Source organism: Alphaproteobacteria bacterium (assembly GCA_005883305.1).
Taxonomy (GTDB): Bacteria; Pseudomonadota; Alphaproteobacteria; order Sphingomonadales; family Sphingomonadaceae; genus Allosphingosinicella.
In genome coordinates this window covers 1,274,063-1,295,141 of sequence record VBAC01000001.1, presented here as the reverse complement: position 1 = coordinate 1,295,141, position 21,079 = coordinate 1,274,063, and the positions used below count along the sequence as shown (strand labels likewise).

The 21,079-nt window shown below is 68.1% G+C and carries 24 protein-coding genes; 13 read left to right on the top strand and 11 right to left on the bottom strand.

Going from position 1 to position 21,079, the window contains the following annotated elements:
- The first annotated feature begins 146 nt into the window (after positions 1-146).
- Genes E6G92_06450 through E6G92_06440 form a run of 3 tightly spaced genes read left to right on the top strand, consistent with a single transcriptional unit; the run spans position 147 to position 3,113 of the window.
- Positions 147-1,994, top strand: coding sequence for a DUF885 family protein (locus E6G92_06450; GenBank protein TMJ19419.1), 1,848 nt, complete (start codon positions 147-149; stop codon positions 1,992-1,994).
- Positions 1,995-2,046: 52 nt separating this feature from the next.
- Positions 2,047-2,763, top strand: a complete 717-nt coding sequence (gene cysE / locus E6G92_06445) for a serine O-acetyltransferase (GenBank protein ID TMJ19418.1) — start codon at positions 2,047-2,049, stop codon at positions 2,761-2,763.
- A complete protein-coding gene (locus tag E6G92_06440) occupies positions 2,763-3,113 on the top strand; it encodes a DUF2794 domain-containing protein (protein ID TMJ19417.1) in 351 nt (116 codons plus the stop codon). Before cysE ends, E6G92_06440 begins: the two co-directional genes overlap by 1 nt.
- Positions 3,114-3,173: 60 nt before the next feature.
- On the opposite strand, the gene E6G92_06435 is transcribed toward E6G92_06440, so the two are convergent.
- From E6G92_06435 to E6G92_06395, 9 genes are all read right to left on the bottom strand, one after another.
- Positions 3,174-4,286 carry a hypothetical protein gene (locus E6G92_06435; protein ID TMJ19416.1) on the bottom strand — a complete coding sequence of 371 codons (1,113 nt, stop codon included), beginning with the start codon at positions 4,284-4,286 and terminating at the stop codon, positions 3,174-3,176.
- Positions 4,287-4,412: 126 nt separating this feature from the next.
- Complete coding sequence (locus E6G92_06430) at positions 4,413-4,772, bottom strand: hypothetical protein (protein TMJ19415.1); 360 nt, start codon at positions 4,770-4,772, stop codon at positions 4,413-4,415.
- Between the two features lie 108 nt (positions 4,773-4,880).
- Positions 4,881-5,684, bottom strand: coding sequence for a phosphate regulon transcriptional regulatory protein PhoB (phoB, locus tag E6G92_06425; protein TMJ19414.1), 804 nt, complete (start codon positions 5,682-5,684; stop codon positions 4,881-4,883).
- Positions 5,572-6,285: a phosphate signaling complex protein PhoU gene (phoU, locus tag E6G92_06420; protein TMJ19413.1), complete on the bottom strand. Its 714-nt coding sequence runs from the start codon at positions 6,283-6,285 to the stop codon at positions 5,572-5,574. The genes phoB and phoU overlap by 113 nt, the downstream gene beginning before the upstream one ends.
- An 11-nt stretch (positions 6,286-6,296) precedes the next feature.
- A complete protein-coding gene (locus E6G92_06415; GenBank protein TMJ19412.1) occupies positions 6,297-7,103 on the bottom strand; it encodes a phosphate ABC transporter ATP-binding protein in 807 nt (268 codons plus the stop codon).
- A gap of 5 nt (positions 7,104-7,108) precedes the next feature.
- A complete protein-coding gene (gene pstA, locus E6G92_06410) occupies positions 7,109-8,047 on the bottom strand; it encodes a phosphate ABC transporter permease PstA (GenBank protein ID TMJ19411.1) in 939 nt (312 codons plus the stop codon).
- A complete protein-coding gene (pstC, locus tag E6G92_06405; GenBank protein ID TMJ19410.1) occupies positions 8,040-9,422 on the bottom strand; it encodes a phosphate ABC transporter permease subunit PstC in 1,383 nt (460 codons plus the stop codon). Before pstC ends, pstA begins: the two co-directional genes overlap by 8 nt.
- A gap of 27 nt (positions 9,423-9,449) precedes the next feature.
- On the bottom strand, positions 9,450-10,487 hold the full coding sequence (locus E6G92_06400; protein TMJ20738.1) for a phosphate ABC transporter substrate-binding protein: 1,038 nt from the start codon (positions 10,485-10,487) through the stop codon (positions 9,450-9,452).
- A gap of 44 nt (positions 10,488-10,531) precedes the next feature.
- Entirely contained in the window at positions 10,532-11,596 is a 1,065-nt protein-coding gene (locus E6G92_06395; GenBank protein ID TMJ20737.1) for an ATPase, read from the bottom strand.
- A 255-nt stretch (positions 11,597-11,851) separates the two neighbouring features.
- Here E6G92_06395 and E6G92_06390 point away from each other — a divergent pair, with 255 nt between their 5' ends.
- Genes E6G92_06390 through E6G92_06375 form a run of 4 tightly spaced genes read left to right on the top strand, consistent with a single transcriptional unit; the run spans position 11,852 to position 14,392 of the window.
- Positions 11,852-12,259 (top strand): hypothetical protein, encoded by a 408-nt coding sequence (locus E6G92_06390; protein TMJ19409.1) that lies wholly within the window; start codon positions 11,852-11,854, stop codon positions 12,257-12,259.
- 14 nt (positions 12,260-12,273) lie between these two features.
- Positions 12,274-12,540: an HPr-rel-A system PqqD family peptide chaperone gene (locus tag E6G92_06385; protein ID TMJ19408.1), complete on the top strand. Its 267-nt coding sequence runs from the start codon at positions 12,274-12,276 to the stop codon at positions 12,538-12,540.
- Positions 12,537-13,403 carry an HprK-related kinase A gene (locus E6G92_06380; protein ID TMJ19407.1) on the top strand — a complete coding sequence of 289 codons (867 nt, stop codon included), beginning with the start codon at positions 12,537-12,539 and terminating at the stop codon, positions 13,401-13,403. The genes E6G92_06385 and E6G92_06380 overlap by 4 nt, the downstream gene beginning before the upstream one ends.
- Positions 13,400-14,392, top strand: a complete 993-nt coding sequence (locus tag E6G92_06375) for a nucleotidyltransferase family protein (protein ID TMJ19406.1) — start codon at positions 13,400-13,402, stop codon at positions 14,390-14,392. The genes E6G92_06380 and E6G92_06375 overlap by 4 nt, the downstream gene beginning before the upstream one ends.
- Here the strand turns inward: E6G92_06375 and gph are convergent.
- Entirely contained in the window at positions 14,389-15,051 is a 663-nt protein-coding gene (gene gph / locus E6G92_06370; protein ID TMJ19405.1) for a phosphoglycolate phosphatase, read from the bottom strand. The two genes, E6G92_06375 and gph, sit on opposite strands and share 4 nt — an antisense overlap.
- Positions 15,052-15,112: 61 nt before the next feature.
- Between gph and glmU the strand changes: the two genes are divergently transcribed.
- The 6 genes from glmU to E6G92_06340 all read left to right on the top strand — a co-directional run bounded on the left by glmU (position 15,113) and on the right by E6G92_06340 (position 20,309).
- Positions 15,113-16,474 (top strand): bifunctional UDP-N-acetylglucosamine diphosphorylase/glucosamine-1-phosphate N-acetyltransferase GlmU, encoded by a 1,362-nt coding sequence (gene glmU, locus E6G92_06365; protein TMJ19404.1) that lies wholly within the window; start codon positions 15,113-15,115, stop codon positions 16,472-16,474.
- A 31-nt stretch (positions 16,475-16,505) separates the two neighbouring features.
- The gene (locus E6G92_06360; GenBank protein ID TMJ19403.1) at positions 16,506-16,739 is read left to right on the top strand and encodes a CopG family transcriptional regulator; all 234 of its coding nucleotides are present in this window, start codon (positions 16,506-16,508) and stop codon (positions 16,737-16,739) included.
- 5 nt (positions 16,740-16,744) lie between these two features.
- Positions 16,745-17,110, top strand: a complete 366-nt coding sequence (locus E6G92_06355) for a type II toxin-antitoxin system VapC family toxin (protein TMJ19402.1) — start codon at positions 16,745-16,747, stop codon at positions 17,108-17,110.
- A 14-nt stretch (positions 17,111-17,124) separates the two neighbouring features.
- Entirely contained in the window at positions 17,125-18,948 is a 1,824-nt protein-coding gene (glmS, locus tag E6G92_06350) for a glutamine--fructose-6-phosphate transaminase (isomerizing) (GenBank protein ID TMJ19401.1), read from the top strand.
- A gap of 91 nt (positions 18,949-19,039) precedes the next feature.
- Positions 19,040-19,891, top strand: coding sequence for a PilZ domain-containing protein (locus E6G92_06345; GenBank protein ID TMJ19400.1), 852 nt, complete (start codon positions 19,040-19,042; stop codon positions 19,889-19,891).
- A 7-nt stretch (positions 19,892-19,898) separates the two neighbouring features.
- On the top strand, positions 19,899-20,309 hold the full coding sequence (locus tag E6G92_06340) for a hypothetical protein (protein ID TMJ19399.1): 411 nt from the start codon (positions 19,899-19,901) through the stop codon (positions 20,307-20,309).
- On the opposite strand, the gene mtgA is transcribed toward E6G92_06340, so the two are convergent.
- Positions 20,300-21,043, bottom strand: a complete 744-nt coding sequence (gene mtgA, locus E6G92_06335) for a monofunctional biosynthetic peptidoglycan transglycosylase (protein TMJ19398.1) — start codon at positions 21,041-21,043, stop codon at positions 20,300-20,302. The two genes, E6G92_06340 and mtgA, sit on opposite strands and share 10 nt — an antisense overlap.
- Positions 21,044-21,079 lie beyond the last annotated feature (36 nt).

Sequence of the window (21,079 nt, the reverse complement as noted above, 5' to 3'; positions counted from 1 at the left end):
TGTCAGGAGTGGTGGCGCGGCGACCATCGGGCCAAACCCCGGCGGCCGCTTCCGATTCCCCCTTGATCGCCTCGCCCCTTGCCAAGCCGGTGCGCGGCTGGAACGGTAGGGTCTCAAACGACTCACTCCTGGCGGGATTGGCACTCATGGATAGACGAAATTTCCTCGCGTCGGCCGGCGCGGCCTCGGCGATCGCATTGCTCGCCGGTCTCCCGACCGGGCTTCTGGCCCAAGGCGCGGCGACCGCGCCCGCGGGCGCCTCCGATGCGGCGCTCTCGGCGCTGATGGACCGCATCTTCGCATATTTCATGGAGAACAATCCGGAGTTCGCGACCCAGCTCGGGCTCGACACCGGTCCGCGCGCCGGGCTGCGCAGCAAGCTCGGCGACTATTCGCCGGCCGCGCGCGCGCACGATCTCGCCGCCTTCCGCCGCTTCAAGGGCGAGATGGATGCGATCCCGCGCGCCGGTCTCTCGGAGCGCAGCCGGCTGCACTACGACACGCTCGGGGCGATCAACGGCATCGCGCTCGAGGGGTTGGAGCGGTTCGACTACGGCAATAACGGCTTCGGCTATTCGCCTTACGTGATCAGCCAGCAGGACGGCGCCTATCAGGGCGTCCCCGACTTTCTCGATCGCGCCCAGCCGCTCGCCAACGCCGCGGACGGCGAGGCCTATCTGGCCCGAATCGCGGCCTTCGCCACCGCCCTCGACCAGAATAGCGAGAAGCAGCGCCAGGACGCCGCGAAGGGCGTCTTCGCCCCGTCCTTCGTGCTCGATACGACGCTCGCCCAGCTGCGCGCGCTGCGCGATCATCCGGCGGGGGAGAGCGTGCTGGTCAGCTCGCTGGCGCGCAAGGCGGGCCAGGCCCATCTGGGCGGCGAATATGCCACCCGGGCCGAGGCGATCGTCTCCGGCCAGGTCTACCCGGCGCTCGACCGGCAGATCGCGCTTGTCACCGAGCTGCGCGGCCGGGCCACCGACGCCGCGGGCGTCGGCCGCCTGCCGAACGGGGAGGACTATTACGCGGCCGCTGTCCGCGCCGCGACCACCACCAACCTCACGCCGGAGGAAGTGCACCAGCTCGGCCTCGCCCAGGTCGCGGAGATCAGCGGGCGGATCAATACGATCCTCGACCGCCAGGGAGTCGCAGCCGGAGACACCGGCGCCCGCCTGACCGCGCTCGGCAACGATCCGGCCCAGCTCTATCCGAACACCGACGAGGGCAGGGCGACGCTCCTCGCCGATCTGAACCGCCAGCTCGATCATATCCGCCCGCTGCTGCCGCGCGCCTTCGCCACCCTGCCGCAGGCCGAGCTCCAGGTCGTGCGGGTCCCCGCATTCATCCAGGACGGCGCGCCCAACGGCTATTACAACAGCGCTCCGCTCGATCATTCGCGGCCGGCGCTCTACTACATCAACCTCAAGGACACGCACGACTGGCCGAAATACGGGCTGCCGACGCTGACCCACCATGAGGGCCTGCCCGGGCACCATCTCCAGATCAGCCTCGCGCAGGAAAGCCGCGACACGCCCATGCTGCTCAAGCTGTCGCCCTTCGGCGCCTATACCGAAGGCTGGGCGCTCTATTCCGAGCAGCTCGCCGAGGAGCTCGGAGTCTATGAGGGCAATCCGCTCGGCACGGTCGGCTATCTTCAGTCCCTGCTGTTCCGCGCCGCGCGGCTCGTGGTCGACACCGGCATCCACCACAAGGGCTGGGGCCGAGCCCAGGCGACCGACTACATGGTCCGCACGACCGGCTTCCCGGTACCGCGCACGCAGCGCGAGATCGACCGCTATTGCGTCGCTCCCGGGCAGGCGTGCAGCTACAAGGTCGGCCACACCGTTTGGACCCGGGTGCGCGCCAACGCGCAGCAGGCGCTGGGCAGCCGCTTCGATCTCAAGGAATTCCACCAGATCCTGCTCAAGGGAGCCTTGCCGCTCACCATCCTCGAGCAGGAAGTGAACCGCTGGGTCGAAACCCGGCGCGCCTGAGGGCACGCTGCGCGCTCTGGAAATGTTAACCGAAGCGGACTATCTCTAGGCCATGGCATCGGCCCTTCTGGCCTATCTGGACTCGGTCAAGGCGCGCGATCCCGCGCCTCGGTCCCGCTGGGAAATCCTGCTCTATCCGGGCGTCTGGGCGCTGCTCTACCACCGCATCGCGCACTGGCTCTACAAGGGCGGCCTGTTCTTCCTCGCCCGGCTGGTCAATCACTGGTCGCGGATGCTGACCGCGATCGACATCCATCCGGGCGCCGAGATCGGCCGCAATTTCTTCATCGATCACGGCTTCGTGGTGATCGGCGAAACCGCGACGGTCGGCGACGACGTCACCATCTATCAGCAGGTCACGCTCGGCGGCACCAACCCGACCGACGGGACGCCGGGCAAGCGCCACCCGACCATCGGCGACGGAGTCATCATCGGCTCGGGCGCTCAGGTGCTCGGCCCGATCCATGTCGGCGCGCGCGCCCGGATCGGCGCCAATGCGGTGGTGACCAGGGACGTGCCGCCCGGAGCGACGATGGTCGGCATTCCGGCGCGCTCCACCCTGGTCATGGCGGAGCAGAGCTCGAAAGCCTTCCTGCCCTACGGCACGCCGTGCACCGACACTCTCGATCCGGCGACTCAGAAGCTCGAGATCCTCCAGTGCGAGGTCGAGCAGCTGCGCGCCCGGCTCGCCGAGCTGATCGACGCGCAGGGCGGCATCGAAGGGAGGGCGTCCAAGGGACGCAAGGTCAGCAACCGGAGCGGCGCCTGATGGGCACGGTCCTCCCGTTTCCGCAGCAGGGCTCGGGAGGGCGCGAAGAGACGGTCGGTTTCGACCGCGGCGAATTGAAGCGAATCGTCGACCTTTACGGCCGGATGGTCGCAGCCGGCCAGTGGAAGGACTATGCCATCGCCTTCGAGCCGGGCGCCGCCGCCTTCTGCGCCTTCCGCCGAAGCTCCGAGCGCCCCGAATGCCGGATCGAGAAGCGCCCCGCCCTTCAGGACCGGCAGGGCATGTGGGCGCTGATCGGCGAGGCGGGCCAAGTGCTGAAGCGCGGCCGCGACCTCGGCCCGGTCCTCGCGCCGATCGAGCGGCGCCTGCTCAAGGTCGTATCCGGCTGAAAATCAAAGAAAACCCCCCCCGTGTCGCCACGGAGGGGTCAGGTAGTCGGCCGGCTCGGCTCAGGCAGGCAGCGGCACCGCGGCGGACCTGTCGAGCACCGGAAGGCGCGCGCGCAGCCCCTCGGGCAGCGGGTTGACGACCGCCCGGCGAGCGCTTGCCCAGAAGGCGGAGAGCAACAGCAGGGACGATCCGATCACCAGCGCCGTGAGCGCGAAGTTGAGCTCGACGACGCCGTAGGTCTCGAACAGCCGGTTCAGCGCGAACAGCACATAGGCCAGCGCCGAAACGAGCAGCGCCCGGCGGTCGATCGCCAGCGCCACCATGCCGAGCCCGACATAGAGCACGACCACCGCGATCGCCCCGAGAGCCGTTGCCGCGCCCTGGGTCAGCCCGAGCAGGTCGAAGATCGGGTGGACCATCAGCGGAGCCGCCAGCAGGTGGAGCCAGAAGGCGACGTCGGAGCGGCGGGTCTCGCGGCGCGGATCGGACGAATCCCAGCGCATCGCGAGGAGGAACGTGCCGAGGCCGAGCAGCAGGGCCACGGGCTCGAGGACGTTCTTCATCCGCTCGGCGTCGGCGTCATTCATGTCCGGCGTGACGTAGCCCGAGGCGAGCAGGCCGAGGACCAGCGCGACCACCGCGGCGGCGCCGACGGCGACCGTGATCGGGACCCGGAACCGCCGCCAGTGCATCCAGGCCGCGGCTGCCGCGACCGCGGCGCCGAGGGAGATGACGATCGCCACCGCCGATCCGTTTTCTTCGAAATAAGCGTCGCCGAGAGCGGTGCCCGCGCCGAACACGATCGTTCCGAAAACGCCGCCGACGAAGGCGAGCAGCAGGATGATGCTCGGCAGAGCCATCCGCCGCTGGCGAGTGAAGAATTCGGCGAGGCCCCAGGCGGTCGCGGCGACGAACAGGCCCATGAAGGGCGTGGGTCCGTCGTCCCCGACATGCGGCCCGACATAATAACCGAGCGCTCCCACCGCGATCAGCATGATCGCGGCGGCGATGCCGACGAACACGTCGTTGAAGCCGGTCAGCAGCCGGAAATGTTCCTCGTCGACCATCGGCGCATGGCGCCCGGCCGCGACGTAGCCGCGGAAGCTTTCCGCCTGCGCAGGGGTCAGCGCCCCCGCCGCGACGGCATTTTCCAGATCGCTCTCGCTATACATAGATCCACCCTCCTGTGGGCAGAGGCCTAGCACAAGTGTATTGGTGAGGCAATACAGCAAGGCGGAGACGAAAAAAACCCCGGCCGGGCGATTGCCAGGCCGGGGAATTCCTTGCCTCGACAGGCCTTAGCGGGTGGGGCTGCGGCCCCGCTCGTAGGTCTGGACGCAATTGTCGGTGACGGTCCGGCTGCACGCCGGATAGGAGGCGTCGGCGGGCTGGGTCGCCGGCGGCGAGGAGGCGTCGACCAGCGGGCCGCCCATGCCGTTCATGCCGGGCGCCTGGTTGAAGCCGGCCGGCGCCGTGGCCGGATCGGAGATCACGGGGATGCCGCGCGCGTCGCGCTCGGGATTGGCGTTGCTCGGCATGACGGTCTGGCTCGTGGCCATCTCCGGCGCCGTCGTCGTGGTCGTCGTCGTGGTCGAATAGGTTTGGGCCGTGGCCGCGCCTGCGAACAGAAGAGCGGTGGCGAACAGAGCTGATTTCATGATGGACCTCCTTGTTTAGGCGCTCCCGTTGGGCGCCCGTCATGTGTCACCGCGGCGCAGCGCGCGGACGATGGAGGCTAAACGTGCAACGCGTTGCTTTGCTCCACGTCATGCCTGCCGATCGAGGTCGAGCGCGTATCCGGCCGACCGGACCGTTCGAATGATGTCCGCCATCCCGCCCGCATTGATCGCCTGCCGGAGGCGACGGATGTGGACGTCGACGGTGCGCAGCTCGATGTCGCTGTCGCGGCCCCAGACGGAATCGAGCAGCCGCTCGCGCGAGAAGACGCGGCCCGGATGTTCGAGAAAATGGCGCAATAGGCGAAATTCGGTGGGCCCGAGCGCGAGGGGGCGGCCACCGCGTTTCACCCGGTGGGCGACGAGGTCCATCTCGATGTCCGCGTAGGACAGGGTTTCTCCGGCGAGCGCTGGGCGGACCCGGCGAAGCACGGCGAGCACGCGCGCCACCAGCTCGCGCGGGGAGAAGGGCTTGGTCACATAATCGTCGGCGCCGGTTTCGAGGCCGCGGATTCGGTCGCCCTCCTCGCCACGCGCCGTGAGCATGATGATCGGCACGTTGGCCGTCTCCGTCCCGCGGCGGAGGCGGCGGCAGACCTCGATCCCCGACAGGCCTTCCAGCATCCAGTCTAGGATCACCAGATCGGGCGGCCCTTCGCGGGCGATCAGCAGCGCGTCCTCGCCGTCCGGCGTGCTCCGGATCTCGAAGTCCTCGCGCTCGAAATGATAGGTCAGCAGCGCGACCAGCGCCGGGTCGTCCTCGACGAGCAGGATCCGGCCTCTAGCTGCCAAGGTCGTCGGCCCCGATCGCGGTCGTGTCCGCGCCCTTCGGCCGGTCGGCGAGATGTTCGCCGGTGGCCGCGAAATAGACCATCTCGGCGACGTTGGTCGCATGATCGCCGATCCGCTCCAGATTCTTGGCGACGAACAGCAGGTGGGTGGCAGGCGTGATGTTGTGCGGGTTCTCCATCATGTGAGTCAGCAGCGAGCGGAAGATCGAATTGTAGAAATCGTCCACCGCGGCGTCGCGCTCGCACACCATGGCGGCCTTGGCGGCGTCGCGCGCGGCGAAGGCGTCGAGCACGTCGCGCAGCATCTCGCCGGCGATCCGCGCCATTTCGGGAAGCAGCGACAGCGGCCTGATCTTGCTGTCCTCGATGCTCGGGACGCGCTTGGCGATGTTCTTGGCATAATCGCCAATTCGCTCGACGATCCCGGCGATCTTGAGCGCGGCGACGACCTCGCGCAGGTCGTCGGCCATCGGCGCGCGCAGGGCGATGATCTGGACCGCCTGGCGCTCGATCTCGAACTCCAGCTCGTCGATCCTCTTGTCGCGCTTCACGACGGCTGCCGCCGCCTCCTGGTCGCGGCGGACGAGCGCCTGCATCGCGCCCTGGATCGCGGTTTCGGCGAGACCGCCCATCTCGCAGATCGTGCCGCGCAGAGTGTCGAGCTCCGCGTCGAACGCCTTGATCGTGTGGCCGATCGTCGCCATGCCTGTTCTCCTCAGCCGTAGCGGCCGGTGATGTAATCCTTGGTGCGGGTCGCCCTGGGATTGGTGAAGATATCCGAGGTCTCGCCATATTCGACGAGGCTCCCGAGGTGGAAGAAGGCGGTGCGCTGGGAGACTCGGGCCGCTTGCTGCATGTTGTGGGTGACGATCACGATCGCATAGCGGCCGCGAAGCTCGTGGATCAGCTCCTCGATCTTGGCGGTGGCGATCGGATCGAGCGCAGAGCAGGGCTCGTCCATCAGGATCACCTCGGGATCGACGGCGATCGCCCGGGCGATGCACAGCCGCTGCTGCTGGCCGCCGGAAAGCGCGGTACCGCTCTCCGCCAGGCGGTCCTTGACCTCCTCCCAAAGGCCCGCGCGTCGCAGCGAGCGCTCGACGATCCGGTCCATCTCGCTCTTGCCCGAGGCGAGCCCGTGGATTCGGGGCCCATAGGCGACGTTCTCGTAGATCGACTTCGGGAAGGGGTTCGGCTTCTGGAACACCATGCCGACCCGGGCGCGAAGCTGTACGACGTCCATCGACGAGGCGTAGATGTCCTCTCCGTCGAGCGCGATCCGCCCCTCGACCCGCGCCGAGGGAATCGTGTCGTTCATCCGGTTGAGGCAGCGAAGAAAGGTCGATTTGCCGCAGCCCGAGGGGCCGATAAACGCCGTCACGTGCTCGCGGCCGACGTCGATCGAGACGTCGTCGATCGCTTTCTTGTCGCCGTAGAAGACGGAAACGCCGCGCGCGGTCATCTTCACCGCGCCCTCGGCGGGGCCCGCTTCCTCTGCGGCAATGGAGCGAAGGTCCGTCATATGGTTCACCAGCGTTTCTCGAATTTGTTGCGAAGATAGATGGCGATGCCGTTCATCGCGAGCAGGAAGACGAGCAGGACGATGATCGCCGCCGAGGTCTTCTCGACGAAGCCGCGGCTGACCTCGTCCGACCAGAGAAAGATCTGCACGGGCAAAGCGGTCGCCGGCTGCTCGAAGCCGCCCGGAGGCGCGGCGATGAACGCGCGCATTCCGATCATCAGAAGCGGTGCCGTCTCGCCGAGCGCTCGGGCCATGCCGATGATCGTGCCGGTGAGGATTCCGGGCAGCGCCAGCGGCAAGACGTGGTGGAAGACGACCTGGATCCGGCTCGCGCCGATGCCGAGCGCCGCGTCGCGGATCGAAGGCGGCACCGCCTTGATCGCGTTGCGTCCCGCGATGACGATCACCGGCATGGTCATCAGCGCCAGCGTCAGCCCGCCGACCAGCGGCGCCGAGCGCGGCAGGTGCCAGGTGTTGAGGAAGACCGCGAGCCCCAGCAGGCCGAAGATGATCGAGGGCACCGCGGCGAGATTGTTGATCGAAACCTCGATCATGTCGGTCCAGCGGTTCCGGGGCGCATATTCTTCGAGATAGACCGCCGAAAGCACGCCGACCGGGAAGGCGAGCAGAAGCGTGACGATCATCGTCAGCAGGGAGCCCTTGAACGCCCCCCAGATCCCGACTCGCACGGGTTCGGTCGCGTCGGCCCCGGTGAAGAATCCCCAGTCGATGCCGCCATTCTCGACAAAACCGCCAAGGCCGTTCATCAGCATGTTGCCGAGCAGGAAGGCGAGGAAGCCCGCGGAGATGAGGATCGCCGCGAGCCCGGCCAGCCGGAAACGCCGCTCGGCCGCGTAGCGGCGGCGGATTCGCCGCTGGATCGCGCTGCCGCTCCAGTCGGTCGGCGCCGGGCCGGCCGCCGCTTCGAGGGTCGGGTCACTCATAGGCTTCGCGATATTTCTTCACAACGCGAAGCGCGACGATGTTGAGCGTGAGCGTGATCAGGAACAGGACGAGGCCGAGGGCGAAGGCGGCGAGCGTCTTCGGGCTGTCGAACTCCTGGTCCCCGGTCAGCAGCTGGACGATCTGGGTCGTCACCGTGGTTACGCTGGCGAAGGGGTTGGCGGTGAGGTTTGCGGCGAGCCCCGCCGCCATCACCACGATCATCGTCTCGCCGATCGCCCGGCTGACGGCGAGCAGCACGCCGCCGACCACTCCGGGCAAGGCGGCGGGCACGAGCACCTTCTTGATCGTCTCGCTGCGGGTCGCGCCCATCGCCAGGCTGCCGTCGCGCATCGCCTGCGGCACCGCGGCGAGGCTGTCGTCGGCCATCGAGGAGACGAACGGGATGATCATGATGCCCATGACCAGGCCTGCCGCAAGCGCCGATTCGCTCGAGGCCGGAATGCCGAGGGAGAGGCCGAGGTCGCGAATGGCCGGCGCCACCGTCAGCGCCGCGAAATAGCCGTAGACGACCGTCGGCACTCCGGCGAGGATCTCCAGCAAGGGCTTCATCCAGGCGCGCAGGCGGGGACTCGCATATTGGGTCAGGTAGATCGCGCTCATCAGCCCCAGCGGAATGGCGACGATCATTGCAATGATCGCGCCGATGAAGATCGTCCCCCAGAAGAGCGGGATGGCGCCGAACGCTCCGGACGATCCGGCCTGATCGGCGCGGATCGCCATTTGCGGGCTCCACTTGAGGCCCGTCAGGAATTCGAGCGGCGAGACGAAGCCGAAGAATCGCAGGCTTTCGAACAGGAGCGAGACGACGATGCCGAGAGTCGTCAGAACCGCGATCAGCGACGCCCCCAGCAGCAGCCCCATCACCATTCGCTCGACGCGCGTGCGCGCGCGGAATGCGGGGGAAATGCGGGTGTAGGCGAAGGCGCCGCCGGCGAAGGCGATCAGGGCCGCGACAGCCAAGCCGATCCAGGCATAGAAAGAGATCGCCTGCGCGTAGACCGGCGCGAGGGCGCGCGCCTGCGGGTTGAAGGCTGCGGTCGCTGCGCCGGTGGCGAGCGCATAGGCCTCGCCGAGGATCGCCGAGCGCTGCATGGCGAAGCTCGGCAGCGCCGTCGCCTGCGGGCTGGCCATCACCTGCTGATAGATCAGCCCTCCCGACACCTGGCCCCAGACGACCAGGAAGACGATCGCCGGGACGGCCGCGAACAGGGCCGCATACCAGCCATGATAGCTTGGCAGCGAATGGGGCCGGGCGCGGTCCGGCCCCAGGAACGCCCGCGCTTTGGCGCGCCCCGCCAGCCAGGCGATAAGCCCGAAGCCCAGCAACAGCAGCGCTATGGTCGTCGTGGTCACTTCCGGTTCGCCCCGGCTCGATCCGCTCTAGTGCAGCCCCTCGGCCGTGATCGGCGTCGGATTTTGCACGATCGCGAGCGACGCGGCGCGCTCGGCGTCGGTCAGCGGGATGAGGCCGTGCTGGGCGAGATAGCCGCCCGGTCCCCAGGCTTGCGAGTAAGCGGCCAGGAACTCGCGAAGGCCCGGAACGGCGCCGAAATGCTCCCCCTTCACGTAAAGGTAGAGCCGCCGCGCGCCGGGATAGGTGAAGTTCTGGATCGTCTCCGCCGTGGGAGCGATTCCGCCGATCGGAATGCCGCGCACGCGATCCGCATTCTCCTCCAAGAACGAATAGCCGAGAACGCCGATCGCGCCCTGATTCTCGGCGACCCGCTGCATCAGCAGATTGTCGTTCTCGCCGGCCTCGATGAATGCGCCGTCCTCGCGGATATGCGTGCAGACCTGCTTGTGGCGGTCCGAATCGGCCGACTTGAGCGCGACCATCGCCGGATCGCTGTCGCAGCCCTTTTCGAGGATCAGCTCGGCGAAGCTGTCGCGTGTGCCGGAGGTGGGCGGCGGGCCGTAGACCCGGATCGGGACGTCGGGCAGCGCAGGATTGACCTCGTGCCAGCTGTGCGCCGCCTGAGGACGGCCGAACGGGTTGGCGGCGAGCGCCATGTAGATGTCGCGCGGGGTGAGGCGGAAGCCGGTCGGCCGCTGCGAGGATTCGATCAGGGCGAGCCCGTCGATTCCGACGGGGACCTCGACGATCTGGCGCACCCCGTTATGGACACACTGCTGGAACTCGCTCGCCTTGATCCGCCGCGACGCGTCGGCGATGTCGGGATGCTGAGCGCCGACTCCGTTGCAGAACAGGTTGAGGCCCGCACCGGTGCCGGTCGATTCGACGATGGGGGCGCGGAAGCCGCCGCTCCCTTGAGCGAATCGCTCCGCGACCGCCACGGTGAAGGGGTAGAGCGTCGAGGAGCCGACGATTCGAATTTCCTGCCGCGGGGCGGTTTCGCCGCCTGTGCCGGTCGGGCTGCCGCAGCCGGCGAGCGCGAGGGCCGCGCCGAGGATCGTCATCAGCGATTTTTTCAAGTGAGCCTCCCTGGCGACCCTCAGGCGGGTCAGGACGGGATGGCTTGTGTGGCGTCTGGATGACTCTTTGATGACAGGCCTTCCGCCAGCGGCAGGTAGACGCTGACGGTGGTGCCGACTCCGGGCTCGCTGGCGATATCGAGGCGGCCGCGATGGCGCAGCACGATGTGCTTGACGATGGCGAGGCCGAGGCCCGTCCCGCCGACCTGGCGGCTGCGGCCAGCGTCGACGCGGTAGAATCGCTCGGTCAGTCGAGGGATGTGCTCCGCTGCGATGCCTTCGCCCTCGTCGGCGACGCTGAGGCGGACGCATTCGCCCTGGGCCGCCTCCAGCCTAATTCGCACAGGCGTCCCCTCGCGGCCATATTTGATCGCGTTGACGACGAGGTTGCTCAGCATCTGCGCCAGCTCCCCGCGGTCGCCGCGGACCGCCGCGCCGGGCACACGATCGTCGACCGCGACGTCGTGCCCTGCGACGACCTCCGCGACGATCGGCGCGAGCGCGACCGTCTCACCTGGCAGCGCGTAACGGTCGGCCTCGATCCGCGAGAGGGACATCAGATCGTCGATCAGGTCGCGCATGCGCTTCGCCTCGCCGGACATAATGGCGAGGAAGCGGTTGCGGGTCGCCGCATCGCCGCCCGCCGCCTCGTCCTCGAGCGTCTCGAGAAACCCGAGCAAGGTCGCCAGCGGGGTCCTGAGCTCATGGCTCGCATTGGCGACGAAGTTGACGCGCATCTGCTCCGCCGCCCTGACCTGGCTGTGGTCGCGCAGCCTCACCGTGCGGCTGCCGTCGGGAAGCGGCGTTACCGCCAGCTCCCATTGCCCGCCCGACTCGCCGAGGCTGATCAGCTCGAACGCCTCTTCCCGCTGGCCGTGATCTCCAAGCCGCTCGGTCGCAGCGGGGTGGCGAATGGCGAGGCGGACGTCCGATCCTTCGATATGGTCGCCCAGCAGGTCCTTGGCCGCGCGGTTGGCGATCAGCACGCGGCGGTCGCGCACGAGCAGCATCGGATCGGTGACCGAGTTCAGAAGGTCGCCGGCGGGGGGAAGGGGCGTCGGGGCGGGCCCGGCAGGCACGGTCTCCGCAGGCATTGGAGCCTCCGCACCGGCCGCGATCGCATAGGAGGCAATTCCGGCGACAAGCGCGATGAGCGCCGCGACGGGAGGCGCGCCGGCAAGGATGGCGGCGCTCGCCCCGGCAGTGCCCGCGACGCTGATCGCCGCTGCCTTGATCGCCGTCTTCTCCGTCATCCCGCCCCTGTCCCGAAGCGGGACGCCTGGATATGCCGCCGCTCGCCTCGTCCCCGCTTTACCCTTATTAAAGGGCCCAGGTGTATCGGAAATTCCATGAGCGGCACTGACGAAGAGGCGATCGGGACGAGCGGCTTCGTTCCAAGCCGGCGCACGGTCCTCGTGCTGGGCGCGGCGGCCGCTTCGACGGTCATCACGGTGCGCCCTGCGCTGGCCCAGACCGCGGGCTCGGTGCTCAACTGCGAGATACCGGTGCCCGCGCCGACGGCCGGCGGCTCCTATGTCGCGCCCGACGGCAGCCTGGTCGCTCCCGGCACGCCTGGCGCCGCGCCCCCTTTGGCGCGCCCGCTGCGCGGGGAGGAGGTCAAGAACCTGCTGCGCTCCGGCGCCACGCCCGCCGGCGTCGATCCGAGCGCTGCTCAGGCCTATGCCAATTACATCCGGCGGCTGCAGGCGGGGATGAGCGGCTTCACCTGCTACGCCTCGCTGCAGATGCCGCGCTGAGCGGGGCGCGGCCGATGGCCGATCCCGTCTATATCGCGGATTGCGGAGCGGTTCGTTCGGTCCCGCTCGATGGCCTCACGGTCGTCTATCATGTATCCTCCGGCATGACCCACATCGTCGCGCCGCCGGCGCCGGAAATCCTCGACGCGCTGGGCGCGGGCCCCGCCGACGCCGCCGAGCTGCTCCGCCGCCTGGGCGCCCGTTTCGCGTTCGAGGGCGGCGAGGTCATCCATGCCCGGCTGAACGAGCTTGAGGCGGCCGGTCTGGTGCGACGGGCATGAGGCACCAGTTCGACGTGCAGATCGGCGCGGTGGGCTTTCGCATCGGCAGCGCCTGGCCCGGGCCGCTCGACGCGCTCGCCGATCTCTACCGCGGCTATCCCGCGCCCGAGGGGGGCATCGCCGATTTCACCGTGCGGCTCGAGCCCGAGAAGCCCTGGCGGCGATTCCTTCGCCCCTCGGTGGCGATCCGCGGCGATTACGTCCTGCCCGACGCCGCGCCCCTGCCCTTGGCCCTGGGCCTGCTCGCGGCCGAGATGGGCATGAACCTGCAAATGGCGCTCGGCCAGAAGAACTGGCTCCTTCTCCACGCCGCAAGCGTCGAGAAGGACGGGCGCGCGCTCATTCTCACAGGCGAATCCGGCGCGGGCAAATCGACTCTCGCCGCGCTTCTCGGCGAGCGCGGCTGGCGCCTGATGGGCGACGAATTCGCCCTGCTCGACCTGGAAAGCGGCATGCTGCTTCCCTTCCCGCGCGCGGTCAGCCTCAAGAACAAGGCGATCGCAGTGATGGAGGCGGAGGCCGAGGCCGCGCGCTTCGGCCCGCGCCTCGCCGGCACGCCCAAGGGCGACATCCGTCACCTGCGGCCCAATCGGGAGGCGGTCGAGCGGATGGGGGAGGGCGCGAGGCCGGCGCTCATTCTCTTCCCGCGCTTCGGTGCCGAAGCGGCCGTGCGTGCGGTCGGGCAGGCGGAGACGTTCATGCGGCTCACGCAGGCCTCGACCAACTATGTCGCGCTCGGGGAGCCGGGTTTTACGGCGCTGACCCGGCTCGTCCGCGCCGTGCCCGCGCTCGCCATCGACTATCCCGACACGGCGACCGCGCTCGGCCTGGTCGAGGATTTCCGGCAGGAGCTTGCCGCGTGAAGGCCGCCGGGCTTCTCGCTCGCGCCCTGAGCGATCCGCACGGGACGGCGATCGAGGACTGGAATGCGCTCATCAGCGCCGCGCGCGCCGAGCAACTTATCGGCAGCCTCGCCTGCCGCATGGAGGGCCGCGCCGTTCCACCGCGCGTCGCGGCTATATTCGACGCCGCTCGCCGCGACTCCGCCCGCCAGCGCACACAGGCGCTGTGGGAGGCGGAGATGGCCCGCCGTGCGCTCGCCCCGCTCGGCGTGCCGGTGATTCTGCTGAAGGGCACCGCCTTCCACGCCGCCGGACTGGAAGCCAGCGCCGGGCGCAGCGTCGGCGATCTCGACATCCTCGTGCCCCGCGAATCCCTCGACGCGGTCGAAGCGGCGCTGCTGGCCGCCGGCTGGGAGCATGTGAAGGACACCAAGGGATATGACGACGGTTATTACCGCCGCTGGATGCACGAGCTGCCCCCGCTGATCCACCGGGACCGCGACCGGATGATCGACGTGCACCACACGATCCTGCCCCCGACGGCGCGGCCCAGCCCCGACGCTGGGGCGCTGATCGCGGACAGCGTCGCGCTCGAAAACGGGCTTCGCACGCTTTCGCCGGCGGACATGATCGTCCACGCTGCGGCGCATCTCTTCGCGGACGGCGACCTTGCTGGCGGTCTCAGGAATCTCTGGGACATCGATCGTCTGCTGCGCGAGTTCGATTCGGACGATTTCCGGCGGACGCTCGATGCCCGCGCGCGGCGTCACCAGCTTGCCGGCCCGGTCGCTCGCGCGCTGCGGCTTGCGCACCGCCTTTACGGCACCCCGGCTGGGGCCGGCCGCGCGCGCCTGTCCGACCGGCTCTTCGAGGCACGCCTGCTCGCCCGCAACGGATGGGGCCAGGAGCGCCGCAAATTGATCCGCTTTTTCTTCTACGTGCGCTCGCACTGGCTTCGAATGCCGCCGCTGATGCTTGCGCGGCACCTATGGATCAAAGCCACGCGCTAAAGGCGCTCCAGCACATCGATCAGCTCGGCATAGTCGTCGATCACCGCGTCGGCCCCGAACTCGGTCGTCGGAAGGTCGGAAAAGCCGAAGCTGACGGCGATGAATGGGATGCCTGCCGCTTGCGCCGTCTCAGCGTCGATGATCGAATCGCCGACGAAGGCCATCCGACCGCCGCCGACGCGCTCCAGGGTCTCGAGCAGGGGACGCGCGTCCGGCTTGCGCCATGGCAAGCTGTCGCCGCCAACTATGGCGGCGAAGCGCTCGGACCAGCCGAGCGCGTCGAGCAGCTTGCGGGTCAGCGCCTCCGGCTTGTTCGTGCAGAGCGCGAGCCGCACGCCGCGCGCGGCCAGATCGTCCATTGCTTGCTCGACATGGGGATAGCGGACCGTGCCGGCGCAGACGTTGTCGCCGTAACGGTCGAGGTAAATCGGATAGCCCTCTTCGACGAGGGCATCGCCAGCCTCGCCCGTGGCCGCCAGCGCCTTGCGGATCAGCGATTTGGCGCCGTCGCCGATCAACGAGCGAATATGTTCGGGCTTCAGCGGCGGCCGCCCGAGATCGCCGAGCATCAGGTTCAAGGCCGCAGCGATGTCGGGCGACGTGTCTGCGAGTGTGCCGTCGAGATCGAAGGCGACGACGTCGAAAGGAAATGAGACCATCGCCGTCGATTGGGGACGGCCTCTGGAAATGGCAAGGCTGTCGTGCCATGCCGCAGCACACATGACGCGCGCCCGCCCCTTTGCCGCCATCATCCTCGCTGCCGGTAAGGGCACGCGAATGAAGTCCGACGTGCACAAGGTGCTTCACCCGATCGCCGGCCGGGCGATGCTCGATCATCTGCTCGGAATCGTCGACACGCTCGCTCCGGCGCGCAAGATCGTCGTCGTCGGGGCCGGCCGGGAGCAGGTCCAGGCCCTCGTCGAGGCGCGCGGCGGCGAGCTCGTCGTCCAGGATCGGCAGCTCGGCACGGCCCACGCCGTGCGCCAGGCCGAAGCGAACCTCGCCGGCTTCGAAGGCGACGTCCTAATCCTCTACGGCGACGTCCCGCTGATCGAGGCCGAGACGATGGCCCATATGCTGACGCGGCTGAACGCGCCGGACTCGCCCGCGGCGGTCGTGGTCGGGTTCCGCCCCGCCGATCCGCAGGCCTATGGCCGGATTCTCGCGGCGCCCGACGGAACCATTGAAAAGATGGTCGAATATAAGGACGCGACTCCGCAGGAGCGCGCAGTGGACCTCTGCAATTCGGGGCTGATGGCGGCGCGCGCCGAAGATCTGTTCGCCTTGCTCGCCCGGGTCGGCAACGACAATGCGGCCGGCGAATATTATCTTCCCGACGTGGTGATGCTCGCCGGGCGGGACGGCCGCAAGTCGGCCGTGATCGAGGCCGAACCATGGGAGATGGCCGGCGTCAACAGCCGCGCCGAGCTGGCCCTGGTCGAGGCCGAGTGGCAGCGGCGCCGCCGGCTCGAGGCTATGGCGGACGGAGTCACCCTGGTTGCCCCGGACACCGTCTGGTTCGCCCACGACACCCGGATCGGGCGCGACACGGTGATCGAGCCCAACGTGGTTTTCGGCCCCGGAGTCACGATCGGCGAGCGGGTCACGGTGAAGGCGTTCAGCCATATCGAAGGCGCTGTCATCGCGGCGGGCGCACAGGTGGGTCCCTATGCGCGTCTTCGTCCCGGCGCCGACATCGGCGAGGACGCCCGGATCGGCAATTTCGTCGAAGTGAAGAAGGCGAAGCTGGGCAAGGGCGCCAAAGCCAATCATCTCGCCTATCTCGGCGACGCGGAGATCGGCGCGGGCGCGAACATCGGCGCGGGCACGATCACCTGCAATTATGACGGCTTCTTCAAATATCGGACGGTGATCGGCGACGGAGCCTTTATCGGCTCCAACAGCGCACTCGTTGCCCCGGTGACGATCGGCGACGGCGCCCTGGTTGGCGCGGGCTCGGTGATCACCAGAGATGTGCAGCCGGACGCCGTGGCGCTGGGCCGGGGCGTCCAGACCGAAAAGCCGGGCGGCGCCAAGCGTTTCCGCACGGCGATGGCGGCCAAGAAAGAGAAAACGAGTTGAGTATGATATCGCGATATGATATCAACATATCATGCGCACGCTGATCGACATTCCCGATGACGATATTGAAAAGCTCGATGCCTTGGCCGCCAAGCGCAAGCAATCCCGTGCGGCGGCGATTCGCGAGGCCGTGATCCTTTACCTGGCGCGCAATTCGAACAACGACTGGATCGACCGCGGCTATGGCCATTGGTCGGGCCGCGCGGACATCCGGGATGGATTGGAATACCAGCTCGCCATTCGCGAGGATCGGACCTTCGACTGACCTCCATGTCCGATCCCTTTTTCGACACGAATATCGTTATCGACTGGCTGCTCCGCCGCGCGCAGGCGCGAGCGGAGCTCTTCCGCTATCCGCGCCACCGCATCAGCAGGATCGTTTGGACGGAGGTAATCGCCGGCGAACCGCTCGAAAGCCGGGCGGAGGTTCAGCAGTTGATCGAGCCTTTCGAGGTGGTCGAGCTGGACGCGCGGATCGCCGCGGCCGCCGCGGACATCCGGCACCGTTCGCGGATGAAGCTGCTCGATGCCTTCATCCTCGCGACGGCGCAGGTGAACGGCGCGGTCCTCGTCACGCGTAACACCAGGGACTTCCCGGCGAACATGCCAGGGGTTCATGTACCCTACACTTTGTAGAAAGAGCATTTCTGATGTGCGGAATCATTGGGATCGTCGGGCGGGAGGAGACGGCCTCGCGCCTGATGGACGGCCTGAGGCGGCTCGAATATCGCGGCTACGACTCGTCCGGCATCTGCACCATCGTCGACGGCCGGCTCGACCGCCGCCGCGCCGAGGGCAAGCTCGACAACCTGCAGCGCGAGCTCGAGGCGGCGCCGCTGCCCGGCCATGTCGGCATCGCCCATACCCGCTGGGCGACCCACGGCGCGCCGACGGTCGGCAATGCCCATCCGCATGTCGTCGAGGGCGTGGCGGTGGTCCACAACGGGATCATCGAGAATTTCAAGCCGCTCCGCGAAGAGATGCAAGCCAAGGGGCGCAAGTTCGAGAGCCAGACCGACAGCGAGGTCGTCGCGCATCTGGTCGCCGACCAGCTCGCCCAAGGCCTGGAGCCCCGTAATGCGGTCGCAGCGGTGCTGCCGCGCCTTCACGGCGCTTTCGCCCTTGCCATCCTGTTCCGTGACCATCCGGGGATGATCGTCGGCGCCCGGCTCGGCGCGCCGCTGACGGTCGGCTTCGGCGCGGGCGAGAATTATCTCGGCTCGGATGCGCTCGCGCTCGCCGCGCTGACCAAGCGGATCGCCTATCTCGACGAGGGCGACTGGGCGGTCGTTACCCACGACGCGGTCGAGATTTTCGACCGGGACAACAATCCCGTTGACCGCGAGACGGTCGATTCAGGCGCCAGCGCCGAGCGGGTGGACAAGGGCAATCACGCCCATTTCATGCAGAAAGAGATTTTCGAGCAGCCGGTGGTCGTCGCTCAGACGCTCGGTTCCTATCTGCGCCCGCTCGAGCAGAAGATCGCCCTGCCGCAGATGGACTTCTCCTTCGCTCCGGTTCCGCGGATCACGATCGTCGCCTGCGGCACCTCCTTCTACGCGGGCATGGTCGCCAAATATTGGCTGGAGCGCTTCGCCCGCGTGCCGTGCGACCTCGATGTCGCGAGCGAGTTCCGCTACCGCGATCCGGTCCTGGAAGAAGGCGGGCTGGCGCTTTTCATCAGCCAGTCGGGCGAAACGGCCGACACGCTCGCCGCGCTTCGCCATGCCCGCGAGCAGGGGCAGAAGATCGCGGTCGTCGTCAACGTGCCGACCAGCTCGATGGCGCGCGAAGCCGACCTGCTGCTTCCGACCCATGCGGGGCCCGAGATCGGCGTCGCCTCGACCAAGGCCTTCACCTGCCAGCTCGCGGTGCTCGCCGCTCTCGCAGCCAAGGTGGCGCGGGACAAGGGAAGGATGAGCGAGGAGGAGGAACGCGAAATCGTCCTCCACCTGACCGAGGCGCCGGCGGCGATGAACGCCGCGCTCGGCCACGACGAGGATATCGCGGCCATGGCTCATCTCATCGCCGAGGCCCGGGACGTGCTCTATCTCGGCCGAGGCCAGGATTACCCTCTGGCGCTCGAAGGCGCGCTCAAGCTCAAGGAGATCAGCTACATTCATGCCGAGGGCTATGCCGCGGGAGAAATGAAGCACGGGCCGATCGCATTGATCGACGACAATGTCCCGATCATCGTCCTGGCGCCGTCCGGCCCCCTGTTCGAGAAGACCGTCAGCAACATGCAGGAAGTCCAGGCGCGCGGCGGCAAGGTCGTTCTGATCTCGGATGCCCAGGGAATCGCACAAGCGGGCGAAGGGGCAATCGCGACGATCGAAATGCCCCATGTTCACCCGCTGATCGCCCCGCTCGTCTACGCCGTCCCGGTGCAGCTACTTGCCTATCACGTGGCCGTCGCGAAGGGCACGGACGTCGATCAGCCGCGCAACTTGGCCAAGTCGGTAACCGTCGAGTAATTAATCCAGATTAGACTCCAGGGTAACAATTCCTCAGCAATTTTCGTGGCATAGGCCCAAATCCGGAAGCGGCCGGAAGGGGGTTTGGTTTATGCACGAGATACGTTCACTCATGCAGGGGGGCGGCGCGCGCGAGATCGTCGTCCGCAAGGGCGCCGAGCGCGCCGCTCCCCGGCCCAGTGCGGGCCTTACGGGAATCGCCGTTCGCCGAGAGGAATCGCGCACGACCAACCAGCGGCGCGAGGATCGGCACATGAACCTCGCCGACAAGGCGGTGATCACCTTCCGCCGGAAGAAGATCGAGGTTGCGGTCGTCAACGTCTCGTCGCACGGAGTCATGATCGACAGCGACATCGAGGCGCGGGTCGGCGAGCGAATCAGCATCAGCATCGAGGATTGCAACCAGACCCGCTGTGCCGTGCGCTGGGTCAAAGGGCGGCACATCGGCCTGGAATTCGCCGAGGAAACGGTGCTCATCGCTCCCGCCAACGTGCGCCAGCTGATCGTCAGCGGCCGCCGCGCGGGCGAGCAGCCGGAAAAGATCGCGATGAGACCGGCCCGGGCCCCTCGCCAGGCCCTGATCCTGAAGGGCGTGCTCCATTGCGGCATCGAATCGCACGAGGTTCGGCTGCGCAACATTTCCGCCAACGGCGCGATGCTCGATTGCGGCGAGGATCTCCCGGAAGGGGCGCCGGTGGTGCTCGAGCTTGCCGGCGGCGGCGCGGTCGCCGCCCAGGCCCGTGTGCGCTGGTGCCGCTCGGGCCAGATCGGCTTGCTGTTCGAAGCGCCGTTCGACATGCGGCTGCTCGCCGACGGAACGCCCGTCACGGCGCCGAAATCGGGCCTGTCGCGCTACGTGAAGCCCGATTATCTCGGCAGCGACGGCGATCCGGAATCGCCCTGGTCGGCGCGCACCTACGGCCTTCGGCCCGAGGACCTTTGAGCCGGGCATGCGGACTGCCGTCGATAAAAGGCTCGCGCTCGACGAGGATGTTCGGCTCGCGCCCAACGATTGGAGCAGCGTGGAGGTGCGCCTGCTCGAATGCAGCGAGACCAGCTTTCGCGCGACCTGCGACGTCACGCTCAGGCTCCACGCGCCGGTGACTCTCGAGGTGCCGGGCATCGGTCCGCGTCGAGCCTATGTCGCCTGGCGCCGCAACGGCGAGTTCGTCGCCAAGTTCGAGGACCCGATCGATCTGGACCGCGCGACGTTCATGTCGCTCAAGCAGGAGGTCGTGCTCGCCAGGCTGCTCTCGGAGCGTGCCCGCGCCCATGCGGCCGGGCGGGAGGCAGATGAGCGCGCCTTACGGGCGCAGATTCGGATCGGCCTCCCCGTACGCCGAGGCGACGTTCAGCCGTAGACGCAGCGGTCCAGCCCGTCGCGGCCGGTGATCCGCATGCGGGCCAGGATCATGTTGCCGTAGCGGCGGGTGAAGCCGCGGGGGTCGATCGCCGCGCGCCGCTTCGGCAGCGGGAAGACGGCCGCGATTCGCGCCGCCTCGGCGGGGCTCAGCGAGGAGGCGCCATGGCCGAAATAGCGTTGGGCCCCGGCCTCGGCGCCATAGGTCCCGATCCCCGTCTCGGCGACGTTGAGATAGATTTCCATGATCCGCCGTTTTCCCCAGATATTCTCGATCAGCAGCGTGAACCAGGCCTCGAGGCCTTTGCGGGAATAGCCGCCGCCCTGCCAGAGGAAGACGTTCTTCGCCGTCTGCTGGCTGATCGTCGATCCGCCGCGGATGACCGCGCCACCGGCCGCGTTGCGGCGCATCGCCGCCTCGATCGCCTCGGGATCGAAGCCCCAATGCTCGCAGAACTTGCCGTCTTCGCCGGAGATGGCGGCGCGGACCATGTCGCGGTCGATCCGCTCGATCGGAAGCCAGGCCCGCGTCAGGCCATTGCCCCACATTCCGTCGGCGGCCTGGGTGAAGGTGATCGGGGGATCGACGAAGCGGTAGGCGAGCACCCAGAGCACGCTTCCGATGAGGAAGATCAGCAGGCCGCCGACGAGCCATTTGAGAATGCGGAAGGGGAGGGAGCGGCGGGAGCGGCGGGGCATGGCGCCCGGCTTAGCGGCGGCGCCCGGGGCCGTCATCTCCCAAGCTGTTCCGCCCGTGCCGCGCCATGCTAG